Annotated in this window: 16 protein-coding genes and 4 tRNA genes; 9 read left to right on the forward strand and 11 right to left on the reverse strand. The window is 40.0% G+C overall.

From position 1 onward, the window contains the following. Nucleotides 1-8: 8 nt before the first annotated feature. Complete coding sequence (locus tag H148_RS0102035) at nucleotides 9-914, reverse strand: FKBP-type peptidyl-prolyl cis-trans isomerase (protein WP_029033310.1); 906 nt, start codon at nucleotides 912-914, stop codon at nucleotides 9-11. A gap of 77 nt (nucleotides 915-991) precedes the next feature. Between H148_RS0102035 and H148_RS0102040 the strand changes: the two genes are divergently transcribed. Continuing rightward, on the forward strand, nucleotides 992-1,372 hold the full coding sequence (locus tag H148_RS0102040; RefSeq protein WP_029033311.1) for an RNA-binding S4 domain-containing protein: 381 nt from the start codon (nucleotides 992-994) through the stop codon (nucleotides 1,370-1,372). A gap of 42 nt (nucleotides 1,373-1,414) precedes the next feature. Beyond that, nucleotides 1,415-1,918, forward strand: a complete 504-nt coding sequence (locus H148_RS0102045; RefSeq protein ID WP_029033312.1) for a phosphoribosyltransferase family protein — start codon at nucleotides 1,415-1,417, stop codon at nucleotides 1,916-1,918. Here the strand turns inward: H148_RS0102045 and H148_RS0102050 are convergent. Next, on the reverse strand, nucleotides 1,910-2,431 hold the full coding sequence (locus H148_RS0102050) for a shikimate kinase (protein ID WP_029033313.1): 522 nt from the start codon (nucleotides 2,429-2,431) through the stop codon (nucleotides 1,910-1,912). The two genes, H148_RS0102045 and H148_RS0102050, sit on opposite strands and share 9 nt — an antisense overlap. A gap of 132 nt (nucleotides 2,432-2,563) precedes the next feature. Here H148_RS0102050 and H148_RS0102055 point away from each other — a divergent pair. From H148_RS0102055 to H148_RS0102075, 5 genes are all read left to right on the forward strand, one after another. Next, a tRNA-Lys gene (locus H148_RS0102055) sits at nucleotides 2,564-2,636 on the forward strand. A gap of 67 nt (nucleotides 2,637-2,703) precedes the next feature. Continuing rightward, nucleotides 2,704-2,776 (forward strand) — tRNA-Lys (locus H148_RS0102060). A gap of 67 nt (nucleotides 2,777-2,843) precedes the next feature. Further along, a tRNA-Lys gene (locus H148_RS0102065) sits at nucleotides 2,844-2,916 on the forward strand. Between the two features lie 205 nt (nucleotides 2,917-3,121). Continuing rightward, nucleotides 3,122-3,205 (forward strand) — tRNA-Leu (locus tag H148_RS0102070). A gap of 186 nt (nucleotides 3,206-3,391) precedes the next feature. After that, complete coding sequence (locus tag H148_RS0102075) at nucleotides 3,392-3,814, forward strand: hypothetical protein (RefSeq protein ID WP_029033314.1); 423 nt, start codon at nucleotides 3,392-3,394, stop codon at nucleotides 3,812-3,814. 346 nt (nucleotides 3,815-4,160) lie between these two features. Here the strand turns inward: H148_RS0102075 and H148_RS0102080 are convergent, their stop codons facing one another. The 5 genes from H148_RS0102080 to H148_RS0102095 all read right to left on the reverse strand — a co-directional run bounded on the left by H148_RS0102080 (nucleotide 4,161) and on the right by H148_RS0102095 (nucleotide 10,152). Next, nucleotides 4,161-6,428 (reverse strand): aconitate hydratase, encoded by a 2,268-nt coding sequence (locus tag H148_RS0102080; RefSeq protein WP_029033315.1) that lies wholly within the window; start codon nucleotides 6,426-6,428, stop codon nucleotides 4,161-4,163. A gap of 197 nt (nucleotides 6,429-6,625) precedes the next feature. Beyond that, entirely contained in the window at nucleotides 6,626-6,736 is a 111-nt protein-coding gene (locus H148_RS19015; protein ID WP_156877185.1) for a PLDc N-terminal domain-containing protein, read from the reverse strand. Between the two features lie 208 nt (nucleotides 6,737-6,944). Next, complete coding sequence (locus H148_RS0102085; RefSeq protein ID WP_029033316.1) at nucleotides 6,945-7,898, reverse strand: AAA family ATPase; 954 nt, start codon at nucleotides 7,896-7,898, stop codon at nucleotides 6,945-6,947. 15 nt (nucleotides 7,899-7,913) lie between these two features. Next, entirely contained in the window at nucleotides 7,914-9,365 is a 1,452-nt protein-coding gene (locus H148_RS0102090) for a peptidylprolyl isomerase (protein WP_029033317.1), read from the reverse strand. Further along, nucleotides 9,328-10,152: a peptidyl-prolyl cis-trans isomerase gene (locus H148_RS0102095; protein WP_245583373.1), complete on the reverse strand. Its 825-nt coding sequence runs from the start codon at nucleotides 10,150-10,152 to the stop codon at nucleotides 9,328-9,330. The genes H148_RS0102090 and H148_RS0102095 overlap by 38 nt, the downstream gene beginning before the upstream one ends. Nucleotides 10,153-10,324: 172 nt before the next feature. Between H148_RS0102095 and H148_RS0102100 the strand changes: the two genes are divergently transcribed. Together H148_RS0102100 and H148_RS0102105 are read left to right on the forward strand one after the other, a co-directional pair. Next, nucleotides 10,325-10,570, forward strand: a complete 246-nt coding sequence (locus H148_RS0102100; RefSeq protein ID WP_029033319.1) for a hypothetical protein — start codon at nucleotides 10,325-10,327, stop codon at nucleotides 10,568-10,570. Between the two features lie 69 nt (nucleotides 10,571-10,639). Further along, a complete protein-coding gene (locus H148_RS0102105; RefSeq protein ID WP_029033320.1) occupies nucleotides 10,640-11,149 on the forward strand; it encodes an OmpH/Skp family outer membrane protein in 510 nt (169 codons plus the stop codon). A 75-nt stretch (nucleotides 11,150-11,224) separates the two neighbouring features. Here the strand turns inward: H148_RS0102105 and guaB are convergent, their stop codons facing one another. From guaB to H148_RS0102125, 4 genes are all read right to left on the reverse strand, one after another. Beyond that, nucleotides 11,225-12,697, reverse strand: coding sequence for an IMP dehydrogenase (guaB, locus tag H148_RS0102110; RefSeq protein ID WP_029033321.1), 1,473 nt, complete (start codon nucleotides 12,695-12,697; stop codon nucleotides 11,225-11,227). A gap of 246 nt (nucleotides 12,698-12,943) precedes the next feature. Next, nucleotides 12,944-13,807 carry a hydroxymethylglutaryl-CoA lyase gene (locus H148_RS0102115; RefSeq protein WP_029033322.1) on the reverse strand — a complete coding sequence of 288 codons (864 nt, stop codon included), beginning with the start codon at nucleotides 13,805-13,807 and terminating at the stop codon, nucleotides 12,944-12,946. Nucleotides 13,808-13,878: 71 nt separating this feature from the next. Continuing rightward, nucleotides 13,879-14,496, reverse strand: coding sequence for a LysE family translocator (locus H148_RS0102120; RefSeq protein WP_029033323.1), 618 nt, complete (start codon nucleotides 14,494-14,496; stop codon nucleotides 13,879-13,881). Continuing rightward, nucleotides 14,493-15,515: a quinone-dependent dihydroorotate dehydrogenase gene (locus H148_RS0102125; RefSeq protein WP_029033324.1), complete on the reverse strand. Its 1,023-nt coding sequence runs from the start codon at nucleotides 15,513-15,515 to the stop codon at nucleotides 14,493-14,495. The genes H148_RS0102120 and H148_RS0102125 overlap by 4 nt, the downstream gene beginning before the upstream one ends. Nucleotides 15,516-15,543 lie beyond the last annotated feature (28 nt).

The raw sequence follows: 15,543 nt of genomic DNA on the forward strand, positions 1-15,543 counted from the left end.
TTTTTTAATTAAATATTTGGATCCAGATAATCTGGTGTTCCATCTTCATCGGCATCGGGATATGGAAAAATTATATTCCCATCCTCATCTGATATTTCTTCCAGAGTTGGTATGAAATCCCCGTCATCATCTGGGTCGAGAAAATTAGGAATTCTATCCCCGTCTGTATCATCATTGAACACTAACTCATCTTCATCTAAATCTTCCCTCCAGGATGGAATTCCATCATTATCATGATCGGCTTCATTGACTCTGTAAAGGTCGAAAGTAAAAACCAATGGACTGTAGGTGGGAATACCTTCCTGATATGTATTAAAGTACCCAAGACCCGAAGGAAGGAACATAGCTCCTATTCCATAATCGTTATTCCATTCTACAGTGTTGTCAGGCAACACATCAAAACCTGAAGCTCCTCGGAATTCTGTCAGGGCCTGCGCAAATCCGGTGAGTCTTCTAGTGAGATCATGCCATGTAGGATAATTGGAAGTTTCAAAAACGTCCCGATTAAGAAAAGATCCTTCATAAGAAACAAAAGTTGAATCACTAAATTTTGGTTGCGACTGCTCACTTGCGCCTTCCCGTACCTTTAGAACATAGTATGTATACTCTACTCCTTCATAGTCGAATTTCTTTGTCTCCAGCAATGGTGACTGGCTTAGCGGAGTTTTATCTGTATTATCAGCGTTTATCGTGTCAATTTCGATATTGTAGTCAAAATCTGCCGGAGGATTTTCAAATTCCTCATAGTTATAGAAATGGGTATCCAGATATTCCTCCAATGCAGCCTGATCTGTTAACTCCTGCTCTCCCCTGTCTCTTGGCGGAACAACTTCGGGAGTATCATCGTCCTTATCACAGGAGAATAAAAACACGGCTGTAAAAAAATATAAAAACAAAAATTTATTCAGTTTCATCAAAAGGTATTTTAGGGCCGCAAGATACAATATTCTTGTATTTTTGCTTAGGATCGATAGATTTTTACTGTACAAATATGAGAGTAGATAAATTTTTATGGTGTGTGAGATATTTTAAAACCCGGAGCATAGCAACCGAGGCATGCAAACAGGGAAAAGTGAGAATGAATGAAGCCCTGGTCAAGCCTTCAAGAGAGGTCTTCGCTACAGACAAGATTCAGGTAAGGAAAAATCAAATCAACTATTTGATAGAAGTACTTGATGTTCCCAAAAGCCGTGTTGGTGCAAAATTGGTTAACCTGTATATAAATGATATCACTCCCAAAGAAGAACTCGAGAAAAGGGAGCTGCTAAAATATTCGCAGGAATATTATAGAAAGAAAGGCACCGGCAGACCTACAAAAAAAGACCGCAGGGAATTAGATGAATGGTTCGACCCCGAAGCCGATGAGGATTAACAAACTTTATACACCAATTATTATCTTTATAAAAAACATCCCATGGAGAACAATGCTGTCCTGATCCTTAATAATGAACAGATCAACCATAAAATTACTAGGATCGCTTATCAAATCTATGAAAGTAATGTAGAGGAAGAACAAATTATACTTGCAGGAATTGCAAAGAGCGGTTTTAAACTTGCTCAAAAACTTCAGGCAGAACTGCAAAGGATCTCTGATATGGATGTGCTGCTTTGTGAAGTGAAAATAAATAAAAAGAATCCCCTGGAACCCATAACAACCAGCCTGTCTCCTGAAGATTACCAAAACAAGGCACTTGTTTTAATAGATGATGTCCTTAATTCCGGCGCTACCTTGATCTATGGGGTAAGACATTTCCTTGATGTGCCGCTTAAAAGATTCAAAACTGCTGTTCTCGTTGACCGCAGTCATAAAAATTACCCTGTAAAAGCCGATTATAAAGGAATTTCTCTTTCCACCTCCATTCATGAAACGGTAAAGGTCGATTTCAATGCAGGTGCCGCCAGGGTCGAACTAATTTAAATTACTTTGAATTTCCTGTACGACCTGTTCAATGGATTTACTATCTGTTGAGACTATTAGGTCACTTTGATTATAATAGAAAGTACGCTCGAACAAGTGCTTTCTTAGAAAATCTTCCAGAGCTTCAGGAGTTCCCAGCTCTTTTATTAAAGGGCGATCTTCTTTTTCATTTGATAGACGTTCCATAAGTTGCTGCAGACCCGTTTTAAGATAAATCAAGGTGGCTTCGGAAGTATTTTTAATGAGTTGTAAATTTTTTCCATAACAAGGGGTGCCGCCACCTAAGGAAAGAACAAAATTTTCTTCCTGCTCCAGAAGATTTTTCAATACTTCTGCTTCCCTCCTGCGGAAATAAATTTCCCCCGATTCTGTAAAAATCTCCGGAATAGTTCTATTTTCTTTTGCACATATTTCCTTATCCAGATCAAGAAATTTTAGGGACAATTGAGTCGCGAGAGCTTTTCCAACTACAGTTTTCCCCGATCCCATATAACCTGCCAGAATTAATTTCATGCTTAAATATATGATTTATAAGGAGTTTTACTCCACGTTTAAAATGATGTTCAAATTTATGTCAATTTGTTCTTGAAAAATAAATTAATGTGGGTATATTTGCACCCGCATTAGCAAAAATGCAACAAAGCAGATCTGGTAGCTCAGCTGGTAGAGCATCTCCCTTTTAAGGAGAGGGTCCTGGGTTCGAATCCCAGCCAGATCACAAAGTGAATGGATAGGTAAAATCGAAAGAAAACCTAACCATACCACAAAAAGTTCTTATTATTTTTGACCTGGTAGCTCAGCTGGTAGAGCATCTCCCTTTTAAGGAGAGGGTCCTGGGTTCGAATCCCAGCCAGATCACAAAGTGAATGGATAGGTAAAATCGAAAGAAAACCTAACCATACCACAAAAAGTTCTTATTATTTTTGACCTGGTAGCTCAGCTGGTAGAGCATCTCCCTTTTAAGGAGAGGGTCCTGGGTTCGAATCCCAGCCAGGTCACTTATATTGTAAAACTTGAAGAAAACGTCGTCTAAAAAGTCCAGGTCCTGGTAAAAGGGCGAAGAAAATACTTCAGAGGATATTTAATCTTAGTTGTTTTTCGGAACATTTTTGTTTTACAAATAAAGAGGCTAAAGATCTTTGAATTTCTACTTTAGAATATCTTAATGATATTTTTAAAGCTCTTAAAGAAATGTTAAGGAATGCCCAGGTGCTGGAACTGGTAGACAGGCATGGTTGAGGGCCATGTGTTCATTAGAGCGTGCGGGTTCGAGTCCCGCTCTGGGCACTTTTAAAGCCAAAAACACTCTTCTCCCTTCAGAAAATATTCTGCTATACATCGTTAAGGTTTTCACTTTTCTTACTTGACTGCTTACAAAAAGCCTAAATTTCTGTTAATCACTATTTTAGCATCTTCATGAACAGAAATAAAGATTACATTTATCACAGATAATTTCTCTAGACTTAGACGAAGATGCAGTTTCAATTATATTCTCAGCTACTCAGATTAGATCTTTCCAATGATGATCTGCTTCAAATGTATTATGTACTTTATTACGATCTGAAACAGGATGACAAGGACATGGCCGAGAATATTGGTAAACTTATCGAGATAAGAGAAAAAGCAAAATTAGAGTTAAGAAAGCTCCTTTTTAATATAAAGAATTCCATTCAGATTTCCACTGTAGGAAGTGCAGTTTTGAACTTTTTACCGGTTTTTCTTAAACTGGATTATCTGGCCCGGAACACCTTCAATAATTTAAATTTGAAGGCCTGCTATGAAAAAGAGAAAAAAAATATTAAATTATATTACGAAACACTTTATAATCAGGATATTCCATCCTCGACTCTTGATGTACTTTTTAAACACAAGAACAAATTGGAATCCTTACCGTAAATAGATGAGACGAAAAGTAATTTTTACTGGGGGGCAAAAATTACTTAATCGAATCCTCCGGAAATAAACCTCCGGAGTTCTCATCTACTTTTTGGAAAAGCAATTCTTCGGAATTGCTTTTTTATTTTTATCTATCCAGGACAATTTTCTCCGGACTTATACCACGAAATATTTTGTTACAACACAGCTTTAGTTCTGAGTCGATTTATTGGTGAGAAAAGATAGGGTCTTTAGCTTATAAAGTAAAGTTTCTTCTGGGCACGCCCGAGTTATTTACTCTCTCAGGGTAATTAAACAAAAACTCCCGCCGCGGCGGGAGTTTAGCTTTGAATATATTCTTTGATTTTTAAGCGGCATTCTGCTTTTTGATCAGGTTAAGGGCAGATCCCTCCTTGTACCACTCGATTTGCGGTAGATTATAAGTGTGATTTGCCTTAATTGTATCCTTAGAACCATCAGCATGTACAATCTCTATTGTAAGTTGCTTATCTGGTGCAAAACTTTCAAGATCAATAAAGTTAAAAGTATCGTCTTCTTGCACAAGATCGTAATCACTTTCATTGGCAAAAGTGATTCCCAGCATTCCCTGCTTTTTCAAATTGGTCTCATGAATTCTAGCAAAAGATTTTACAAGTACTACTTTGACTCCAAGATGTCTTGGCTCCATAGCTGCATGTTCCCGGGAAGAACCTTCTCCGTAGTTGTGATCTCCCACTACTACTGTAGGGATTCCTGCGGCTTTATACTTTCGCTGAGTTGCGGGCACACCGTCATATTCTCCGGTAACCTGATTTTTGACAAAATTAGTTTTCTTGTTGAAAGCATTGACAGCACCTATCAAACAATTGTTTGAAATGTTGTCGAGGTGACCTCTAAAGCGTAACCAGGGTCCGGCCATGGAAATATGATCTGTTGTACATTTGCCGTAAGCTTTTATAAGTAACTTCGCCCCTGTCAAATTTTTTCCGTCCCATGGCTCAAATGGCTCAAGTAACTGAAGTCTTTCAGAATTCGGGTTTACTTTTACCTCCACACTTGCACCATCTTCAGTTGGTGCAAGGTAGCCGGGATCTTCCACATCAAAACCTTTTGGTGGCAATTCCAATCCTGTAGGCTCATCAAGTTTTACATGCTCACCATCTTCATTTAACAGCGTATCTCTTGTGGGATCGAAATCTAATCTTCCGGCGATTGCTATTGCAGCAACCATTTCCGGTGATCCTACAAAGGCGTGGGTATTTGGGTTCCCATCTGCCCTTTTTGAGAAGTTACGGTTAAAAGAATGTACAATAGTATTTTTTTCTTCACCCTTACGGTCACTTCGGTCCCATTGGCCTATACATGGCCCACAGGCATTTGTAAAGATAGTAGCGTCAAGATCCTCAAAGATTTGTATTAAACCATCTCTTTCTGCAGTGAAACGAATAGTTTCAGAGCCCGGGTTAATTCCAAAATCAGACTTAGCTTTAACTTTTTTATCGACCGCCTGTTTCGCAATGGACGCTGCACGGGTAAGATCTTCATAAGATGAGTTGGTACATGATCCAATTAAACCCCAATCCACGTTTATTGGCCAATCGTGCTTTTTAGCTTTTTCCCCCATTTCAGAAATTGGCGTAGCAAGATCGGGAGTAAAAGGCCCATTAAGGTGAGGTCTCAATTCAGAAAGATTGATCTCGATCACTTCATCAAAATATTGTTCAGGATTTGCGTAAACTTCAGCATCACCTGTCAGGTGTTCTTTCACTTCGTTAGCTGCATCGGCAACATCGGCACGATTGGTAGCACGAAGATATCTTGCCATGGATTCATCATAACCAAAAGTGGAAGTAGTAGCCCCCACTTCGGCACCCATATTACAAATTGTTCCTTTTCCTGTGGCCGACATAGATTCGGCTCCTTCGCCAAAGTATTCAATAATTGCCCCGGTTCCCCCTTTAACAGTAAGAATACCGGCAACTTTAAGAATAACATCTTTTGGAGCAGTCCAGCCAGATAGTTTTCCGGTAAGCTTCACACCAATTAATTTCGGGAATTTAAGTTCCCAAGCCATTCCCGCCATAACATCCACAGCATCTGCACCACCAACACCAATAGCAACCATTCCAAGTCCACCGGCATTCACGGTGTGTGAATCGGTTCCAATCATCATTCCTCCGGGGAAAGCATAGTTTTCTAAAACAACCTGATGAATAATTCCGGCACCCGGTTTCCAGAAACCAATTCCATATTTGTTGGAAACAGATTCAAGAAAATCAAACACCTCATCACTTGACTTTTTCGCACTTGGTAGATCAAATTGAGCTCCAAGTTTTGCCTGGATAAGGTGATCGCAGTGAACAGTAGTAGGAACTGCAACATTCTTCTTACCTGCCTGCATAAATTGTAATAAAGCCATTTGTGCAGTAGCATCCTGGCATGCGATTCTGTCTGGTGAAAATTCTACATAGTCTTTTCCGCGGGTAAATTTTTGAGTAGGTGTTCCATCCCATAGGTGGGAATAAAGGATCTTTTCTGAAAGAGTTAAAGGTTTTCCAACGATTTCACGCGCAGTATTAACCCGCTCGCTCATCTGGCTGTAAACCTTCTTGATCATATCAATATCGTAAGCCATATTTTGAATTGTTTTTATTCTGAAGTCCCGCAAAATTACGAATTCCCGCCCGATTTAAAAAATCAATACAAAACAAGAAGAATACCTAAATATAATTTAATGGATCCCAAAAAAAGAGCGCATAAAAATAAGCTAATCCCATAAAATTAGCATTAAAATAAGGAAATGGTAAAAATGACAAATTATTCATTCCTTCCTTAGATTGGAAGATCTCCCGGCTGCAGCTTTTTTCGCTGGAAGAGGTAAATAATAGGTGCCAGCCATGGCACTAAAAGCATAGAGATCAACCAGAAAGTTTTATTAGAAATCCTGGAGTGATAATATCAAATAATAAAAAGAGCCAAAAGCCGCTGAGGAAAAGAAAGCTAGTGATTGCAAGAAAGGACAAACTCTCCAGGTTGAGAAAATTGGCACCCGATCTAAACCAGAGGAATTGACATCCAAAGAAAACCAGAATGACAGGAATTTTTAACCTTTACCAGAAAAATAATCATGAACTAAAGATAGCAAATGATCTTAGAATAAGCTCTTTATAATCTCTTCTTCAGAAATTCCTTCGGCTTCGGCCTTGTAATTTTTAAGAACCCTATGTCTTAGAATTCCATAGGCTACCGCTTGTACATCTTCAATATCTGGTGAAAACTTACCGTGAACAGCAGCATTGGCCTTGGCGCCTAAAATGAGATTTTGAGAAGCTCTTGGTCCTGCACCCCAATCTACATATTCCTTTACCAGAGGCGTTGCTCTATCTCCCCCCGGTCGTGTTTTTCCAACAAGGCCAACGGCATATTCCACCACATTATCGGCTACAGGAATCCTCCGTATCAAGTGTTGAAAATCAACGATTTCCCGGGCAGTAAAAAGAGAATTAATCTCTGTCACTTCATCACTGGTGGTACTTTTTACGACCTCTATCTCCTCTTCAAAAGTTGGGTATTCCAGCTTAATTGCGAACATAAATCTGTCAAGCTGAGCCTCGGGCAACGGGTAAGTTCCTTCCTGCTCAATTGGATTTTGGGTAGCCAGTACGAAGTAAGGTAAATCCAGCTTGTAATGTTGTCCTGCAACAGTTACCGCCCGTTCCTGCATCGCTTCCAGTAACGCAGCCTGGGTTTTTGGCGGGGTCCTGTTGATTTCATCGGCAAGAATGATATTCCCAAAGACGGGACCTTTAATAAATTTGAATTGCCGGTTCTCATCCAGGATCTCAGATCCAAGGATGTCGCTCGGCATTAAGTCTGGTGTGAATTGAATTCTTTTAAAATTGAGTCCCAGCGCCTGTGCAATGGTATTCACCATAAGTGTTTTGGCGAGGCCGGGAACTCCAATGAGCAGCGAATGACCACCGGAAAAAACAGATAAAAGAATCTGATCTACTACATCCTGCTGCCCAACAATCCTTTTGGCTATTTCACGCCTTAATTGTTGGTGCCTGTTAACCAGATTCTTTACCGCTTCTACGTCTGTCATACTTGGTAAAAAGGATTATAGGTTCTTTAACCAGTTGCTGGAATATTCACAATTTCTATATTCTCCATTAACCTTTACATAGGTTTCGTTTATCTTCTCCTTTTGCCACTTTTCAATTGCCTCCAGTTGCTTATCTCTCAAGGCTAGTTCTTTGATTTTATTGTAATCCTGCGCATAATTTGCCTTATGCTCTGGAAACCTGTTGGTCACAGTAATAATCTTATAAAACGGACGACCGGTATTATCCTGATCTGTAAGAACTCTTGAAACCTCTCCTTCTTCCAGGTTCACAACCTGCTCATAAAGCAATGGATCTACTTTTGTAAGTTCAAATCTCGTATCTCCCGTGGTAGGATTAACAAGTTTTCCACCACTCTCACGAGTCTCCTCCTCATCGGAAACTTCTTTTGCAGCATCGGCAAAAGAGATCTCTTTACTGTTAATTCTTTCTCTCACGTTCTCGATCTCATCAAAAGCCTTTTGCTTGGTTTCTTCAGTAACATCTGGGATCAAAAGAATATGGCGGACATCAACCTGCTGGCCCCGAATCTTATCCACAGTAAGAATGTGATATCCAAATTCGGTCTGGAAAGGTTTACTTACCTCCCCTTCCTGAAGGGAAAATGCCGCATCTTTAAATTCTTTTACAAAAGGATCTTTTCGGGTTAAAGAAATTTTTCCACCAGATGATCTTGATCCGGGATCCTGAGAATATAATACAGCCTTTGTGGCAAAACTCGCACCGTTTTCAAGCACATCTGCCCTCATTTCATTTAGACGATTGATAATTTCTGTTTTCTGTTCCTGTGGGATTTCAGGTTCCACCACGATCTGTGCAATCTCAACTTCATCTCCAAAGACAGGGCGCTCCTCTTCAGGAATATCTGTAAAGAAAGCTCTCACCTCTTCGGGAGTTATCTCTACTGCATTAACGATCTTACGTTGCATTTCAGAAGCCAGTCTGTTTTGCTTATTGATCTCGAAAAGTTCAGCTCTAAATTCAGCTTCACTATCTTTCTTATAGAATTCGAGAACCTTTTCCATAGAACCTACCTGCTGTGTCATGTAAGCCATTTGTTGATCGATATTAGCATTAATTTCGGCGTCCGAAACCATGATACTATCCTGAATTGCATGATGAGCATACAATTTGTTTTCCATCAAACGCCCGGCAAGATTACAATTCGTAACGTCTGCAGTAGAAACACCCTGACTTTGAAGTTCGAGGTACATTTTGTCGATGTCGCTTTCAAGCACAACAAAATCCCCAATAACTGCTGCCACACCATCTACTTTAAAACGGCCGCTCCTGTCCTGTATTTTCTCCTGAATATCAGATTCAATACCTATAGAAGTACTATCGGTAATTATTACTTCCTGCGCCTGTAAATTGCTCCCGCCAAGGACGAATAGCAACAAGCCTAATGATTTAATTATAAATTTCAAATTCGTCATTTTTAATTGCATCTTGTGTAATGTCTGTTTCTAATTTCTTGATGAGATCCAGCTTTCTTTTGTTAAGCAGGATCTGCTTAATACTTGGCAAAGAATATTCCAAAGGCGCCTGTTCATTGCGCAATTTAACATCCTCAACAGAGATCAAATATACTCCTAATGAATCTTCAAGTTGCATAAAATTCTTATTTTTTAAGAATTCAGGATTGTCCTGAGGAGTCAATGGCTTTATTTTGTCGTAGACCTGCTTTGTCTTCACCCAAACCGAATCGTTTAGAGAATAGGAATTGAATTGAATAGCCATATCAAGCAAAGCCTTTTTATCCTCTTCATCAAACCTGCGAAAACGGGTTTTTATAGTTTCAAAATCCTTGTTGTCCTTTGTAATATTGATATACCTCACCTTAACAAGATTCTCATTAAGTATAAAGTTCTCTCCATTTTCTTCAAAGTAGGTTTCGGCTGCGGCCCGGGTTATACCGGTATCAAGCTCACGTGCAACAATGGCATCTGTATAAGCCTTAGCATAGAGTTCATTCCTATAGTTCTGCACCAGGCGATCGAATTCGGCCTGCTGTTCTTCACTAAGATTCACTCTCGCCCTGTCAAGCAATAGCTTCTGAGTTGCCCAGCGGGTAATAAAATTGTTAATTAGTAAAGTACTGTCTTCGGGTGAAGTATTATCGGCAATAAGGGTGGCAACATCATCTTTGTAAAGATAAGCATCATTCACCCTGGCGATCACTTCTTTTTCTTCGGGTTCGGTTAGAAAACTGCAACTACCAGTTAAAAAGCCCAAAAAAATTAAAAAGATTTTTCCCTTTTTTATTATCAACGTAATCTAAATATTATGAATTTGCGAAAATACGAATTCCAAACAGTATACCAACCTGCAGCTAAAACGAAATAAAATTCCAAAAATTATATTTTTGGCCCGGCTTTGGTAGAGAGCGAACTATAAAATTAAGCGAATGCCTGAAGAAAGAAAACTGAAACTCATCTGGGACTTTCATGGTCCCGACTCCGAAACTACTGCTGCCCATCATGCCATTCACCTGCAGGAATATTTGAAGACCCAAGAATTATCCCTGCAAATCTCAGGTTCAGAAAAGCTTTCGGAAGCACATGCCATCGCATACCTTGTAGTTACCGAACATGAAATGCGACCTGTGCGGGATGCTCTTAAACCTCATCGCGGCCAGATATATCAAAACTGAAAAAATAATTTATTAAAATCTTTATAAATGCCTCTGCTCCTTTATATTTGCGAAAATCAAAATCAAATCATGAAAAAATATCTTTTAGTCTTAAGTTTTGCCTTATTGAGTATTTCAGCTTTTGCCCAGTCAAAGGTTGGAACCATAGATGCAGATTACATACTTAATCAAATGCCAGAAATGGTGCAGGTAAATGAAGCTCTCAAATCCTATAATACCGATCTTCAGAAAGATCTGGAATCAAATGTCACCAATTATGAGACCCTGGTAAAAGATTACCAGGCCAATAATGAAACTTTTTCTGAAGAAGACAGAAAAGCCAAAGAATCTGAGATCATTAATCTTGAAAATGACATTAAAAGCTTCAGGCAAAAAGCGGGAGTTATGATGCAAATGAAGCGGAATGAACTCACTCAGCCTTTATATGAAAAGATCAATGAAGCTATGCTGGAAGTAATCGCAGAAGAGAATTACACCCAGATCCTCCACTCCGGCGGAAACGCTCTGGCGTTTTCTTCACAGGAGTATGACATCACCCTGAAGGTTCTAAATAAACTTGGGATTGAAGTAAAGGAGTAAATTTTCAAAAATCATATAAAAAGAGGAGGCTCAAAAATGTCATTTTTGAGCCTCCTCTTTTTATATAAGTGCTTGTTATCTGCTATAGTTCGGGGATTCTTTGGTGATAGTCACATTATGGGGATGACTTTCATTGATACCTGACGCAGTTATCTTCACAAACTTGGCAGACTCCTGCAGCGTAGCAACATCTTTTGCACCGCAATATCCCATCCCGGCTCTTAAGCCGCCAATGAATTGATGAATACTTTCATAAAGATCTCCTTTGTACGGGACCCGACCAACAATACCTTCGGGCACCAGCTTCTTGATATCATCTTCCACATCCTGGAAATAGCGATCTTTGGAACCTTGTTTCATCGCTTCTACAGAGCCCATTCCACGGTAAGATTTAAATTTTCTTCCTTCGTAGATGATGGTCTCTCCCGGAGATTCCTTAGTACCTGCAAGTAGAGAACCTAGCATCACACAATCTGCACCCGCAGCAAGAGCCTTTGGAATATCTCCGGTATACCTTATGCCCCCGTCTGCTATTACCGGTACTCCGCTGCCTTTGATGGCAGCGGCTACTTCAAGTACAGCCGAAAATTGTGGAAAGCCAACCCCTGCAACGACCCTGGTTGTACAAATTGAGCCCGGGCCAATTCCCACTTTTACAGCATCTGCACCCGCCTCAACAAGATATTTCGCCGCTTCGGCAGTAGCAATATTTCCCACAACAACTTCTAAATCCGGGAATTTCTTTTTTACTTCTTTCAGAACCATCACCACACCTTTTGTGTGCCCGTGAGCAGTATCAATCACTACAGCATCTACTCCTGCATTTACCAGTGCTTCAACCCTTTCTACAGCATCTCCCGTTACGCCAACAGCAGCTGCTACGCGAAGCCTTCCGTAGGTATCTTTATTGGCAATAGGTTTTTGAGTAAGTTTTGTGATATCCCTGAAGGTGATTAGGCCTACAAGTTTATCTTCAGAATTAACCACCGGCAACTTTTCTATCTTATTCTGCTGTAATATAACTTCGGCCTCTCCCAGAGAGGTACCTTCAGCTACAGTCACAAGATTTTCTGAGGTCATTACTTCTGAAATTGGCCTGTCGTTATTCTTTTCGAACCTTAGATCGCGGTTCGTTACAATTCCGAGCAATTTACCTTCATCATCCACAATGGGAATCCCCCCAATACTGTGCTCGCGCATATTCTCTTTCGCATCCCCCACTTTCGCAGTGATAGGTAAAGTAATTGGATCAATGATCATTCCGCTCTCTGCACGCTTTACTTTACGCACCTTAAGAGCCTGTTCTTCAATTGTCATATTCTTATGAAGCACCCCAATACCTCCTTCCCTCGCCATAGCAATAGCCATACGGGATTCGGTTACTGTATCCATTGCGGCGGAAACAATAGGAACATTAAGCATAATGTTGCGGGTGAATTTTGACTGAATTTTTACTTCGCGGGGAAGGATTTCTGAAAAGGCAGGGACTAAAAGTACGTCATCGTAGGTGAGTCCTTCGCCCAAAATCCTGGAGGTGTGTGCGATCATGGCAATTAAGATTTAATTGCGTGCAAATGTACACTTAATTCATCACAAAATCAGATGCAGATTTAATTATTTGATTCTTTGATCTTAAGCATGAGATGATTCCTCCTCCCGGTGAGCATCTGCCCCACTTTAGGTAAAATGTGAGGGAAATACAACGGAAAAATAAGGTGCAAAAAAGAATCTATTTAAGACTTAAATTTAATGGTCCATGACCTCTTTGATCTAATCATCAGGAATTCTCTTTTTCTAATGATAAGTTGAAAAAATCTTGGTAGCCTCGTTGTGAGAGGATTCAAAGCTCATCATCTTTACATTTGTATCGGCCTTTTTTGAAGTAAAATAGGATAGCAGTTTTTCTGTCGGCATATTGCCGGTAAGCTCATCTTTGGCCATAGGACAACCTCCAAACCCCTGGATGGCCCCGTCAAACCGACTGCAGCCCGATTTATAGGCAGCATCAACTTTTTCAAACCATTTGGTAGGTGTTGTATGTAAATGAGCCCCAAATTCTATTGTGGGGTACTTAGGAATAAGGTTCGAAAAAAGATATTCTATGACCTCTGGAGTGGAACTTCCAATTGTATCTGAAAGAGATAGGATTTTAACTCCCATTCCTGAAAGTTTTTCTGTCCACTCCCCCACAATCTCTACGTCCCATGGATCTCCATATGGATTTCCAAAGCCCATAGAAAGATAGGCTACCACTTCTTTTCCTGAAGCATCTGCTATGTCAAGAATTTCCTGCAGAGTTTCCACAGATTCGGCGATAGTTTTATGTGTGTTCCGCATCTGGAAGTTCTCGGAAATTGAAAAAGGATAACCCAAATACTGTATTTCAGGATGTTTCGAAGCATCCTGAGCCCCACGTGTATTGGCAACGATTGCCAGTAACTTGCTTTGGGTGCGGGAAAGATCTAGTTGGGAAAGCACTTCGGCGGTGTCGGCCATTTGAGGAATGGCCCGGGGAGAGACGAAACTTCCAAAATCGATAGTGTCGAATCCGCAACGTAAAAGGGACTGGATATATTGAACTTTTTTTTCTGTAGGAATAAAGGTTTTTATTCCCTGCATCGCGTCCCGCGGACATTCAATAATCTTTATTTTCCCCATGAGCCAAATATAGAAGTTAGATTTTAGAATTACGAGGTTAAAATGGGGATTTCCGGGCCGTTTTCTATTTTTTAAACTAATATAAAAATTCCAATTCCAACAAACACCAGCACTTGCACCCACTTAAAAACCACTCCGGAATTTGGGTGTTTTTGAAGATAATGCGAGATCTTCCCCGCAAGTACAGCGACAATAGAAAAAATTATAAAAGCTTGCAGCATAAACAAGAATCCAAGAATGAAGAATTGAACAACGGTATTGCCATAGGGCTCCCAAAGAAATCCCGGGAAAAAGGCAAGAAAGAAAATAGCTACTTTAGGATTTAAAACATTCATAAAAAATCCCTTTCTAAAGAGGGAAGTTAATTCCTTTCTATCGCTGTTCATTCCCGTTCCAAATTTAATTGAAGGTTCACTCCTAAAAACCTGCCATGCCAGGTAGAACAGATAAGTTGCCCCAAGAACTTTTATAAGAAGGAATAAAGTCTCGGACTGTTTTATAACAGCCGAAATACCAAAAGCCACCAGGCTGGTATGGATTATGATCCCGGTGACCAACCCTAAAGCAGTCATTATTCCGTACTTCTTTCCGTTGGTCATTCCCTGCACCAGCACGTAAACGATATCGGGCCCGGGAGAAATCGTCAACAGGATTGAAGCGGTAAGAAATGGAATAAGTTCTGTGATCACCCGGTGCGTTTTAGGATTTCCAGGTTAATATCTTTAACTAACTGAGGTCCTTCATAAATAAAGCCTGTATACAATTGCACAAGACTGGCTCCTGCTTCCAGTTTATCAATAGCATCTTCTGCAGACATTATTCCACCAACTCCAATAATTGGAAAAGCTTTGTTACTCTTTTCCGAAAGAAACCGAATGACCTCTGTTGCCCTTTTGGTAAGAGGTCGTCCACTTAAGCCGCCGGTTTCCTTTTGATCTGGTGAAGTTAATCCTTCTCTTGAGATCGTTGTGTTAGTAGCGATGACACCAGCGATTCCGGTTTCTTTAATAATATCGATGATATCAAGAAGTTGAGAATCGGTAAGATCGGGGGCTATTTTTAGCAGAATGGGTTTGGGCGCCGGCCGTTTCAGGTTTTGTTGCTGTAAGGTTTCCAATAATTTCGTTAGTGGCTCCTTATCCTGAAGTTCTCTAAGATTTGGGGTGTTTGGAGAGCTTACATTCACCACAAAATAATCTACATGCTCAAAAAGGGCATTAAAACAGATCAAATAATCATTTACTGCATTTTTGTTTGGTGTGATCTTATTCTTCCCAATGTTCCCTCCAATTAAAACTCCGTCATTCTTTTTTAGCCTTTTAACAGCATCTACCACTCCCCCATTGTTAAAACCCATTCTATTGATGATCGCCCCGTCTTCCTTAAGTCTGAAGAGTCTTTTCTTTTCATTCCCCGGCTGTGGTTCAGGCGTTAGTGTTCCAATTTCTATAAATCCAAAGCCGAAATTTGACAGCTCTTTGTAAAGTTTTGCATCCTTATCAAAACCTGCGGCCAACCCTACGGGATTCGGGAATTTAATTCCGAAGACTTCACGCTCCAGCCGCTGATCCTCAACTACAAACTTTTGCCGCACTAATTTTTGTGTTCCCGGAAGCAAAAATAATTTCCGAAGTGTGGAAAAGGTAAAATAGTGGACTTTTTCAGGGTTAATATTAAATAGGAGTGGTCGAATAATTTTATTATACATCTGGGCGCTTTTAGGCAAAATTAACACA

The sequence above is a fragment of the Salinimicrobium terrae DSM 17865 genome (assembly GCF_000424665.1).
Lineage (GTDB): Bacteria > Bacteroidota > Bacteroidia > Flavobacteriales > Flavobacteriaceae > Salinimicrobium > Salinimicrobium terrae.

Coding starts and splice junctions, on each gene's coding strand:
- H148_RS0102035 (WP_029033310.1), bottom strand. CDS start 914: ATGAAACTGAATAAATTTTTGTTTTTATATTTTTTTACAGCCGTGTTT.
- H148_RS0102040 (WP_029033311.1), top strand. CDS start 992: ATGAGAGTAGATAAATTTTTATGGTGTGTGAGATATTTTAAAACCCGG.
- H148_RS0102045 (WP_029033312.1), top strand. CDS start 1,415: ATGGAGAACAATGCTGTCCTGATCCTTAATAATGAACAGATCAACCAT.
- H148_RS0102050 (WP_029033313.1), bottom strand. CDS start 2,431: ATGAAATTAATTCTGGCAGGTTATATGGGATCGGGGAAAACTGTAGTT.
- H148_RS0102075 (WP_029033314.1), top strand. CDS start 3,392: ATGCAGTTTCAATTATATTCTCAGCTACTCAGATTAGATCTTTCCAAT.
- H148_RS0102080 (WP_029033315.1), bottom strand. CDS start 6,428: ATGGCTTACGATATTGATATGATCAAGAAGGTTTACAGCCAGATGAGC.
- H148_RS0102085 (WP_029033316.1), bottom strand. CDS start 7,898: ATGACAGACGTAGAAGCGGTAAAGAATCTGGTTAACAGGCACCAACAA.
- H148_RS0102090 (WP_029033317.1), bottom strand. CDS start 9,365: ATGCAATTAAAAATGACGAATTTGAAATTTATAATTAAATCATTAGGC.
- H148_RS0102100 (WP_029033319.1), top strand. CDS start 10,325: ATGCCTGAAGAAAGAAAACTGAAACTCATCTGGGACTTTCATGGTCCC.
- H148_RS0102105 (WP_029033320.1), top strand. CDS start 10,640: ATGAAAAAATATCTTTTAGTCTTAAGTTTTGCCTTATTGAGTATTTCA.
- guaB (WP_029033321.1), bottom strand. CDS start 12,697: ATGATCGCACACACCTCCAGGATTTTGGGCGAAGGACTCACCTACGAT.
- H148_RS0102115 (WP_029033322.1), bottom strand. CDS start 13,807: ATGGGGAAAATAAAGATTATTGAATGTCCGCGGGACGCGATGCAGGGA.
- H148_RS0102125 (WP_029033324.1), bottom strand. CDS start 15,515: ATGTATAATAAAATTATTCGACCACTCCTATTTAATATTAACCCTGAA.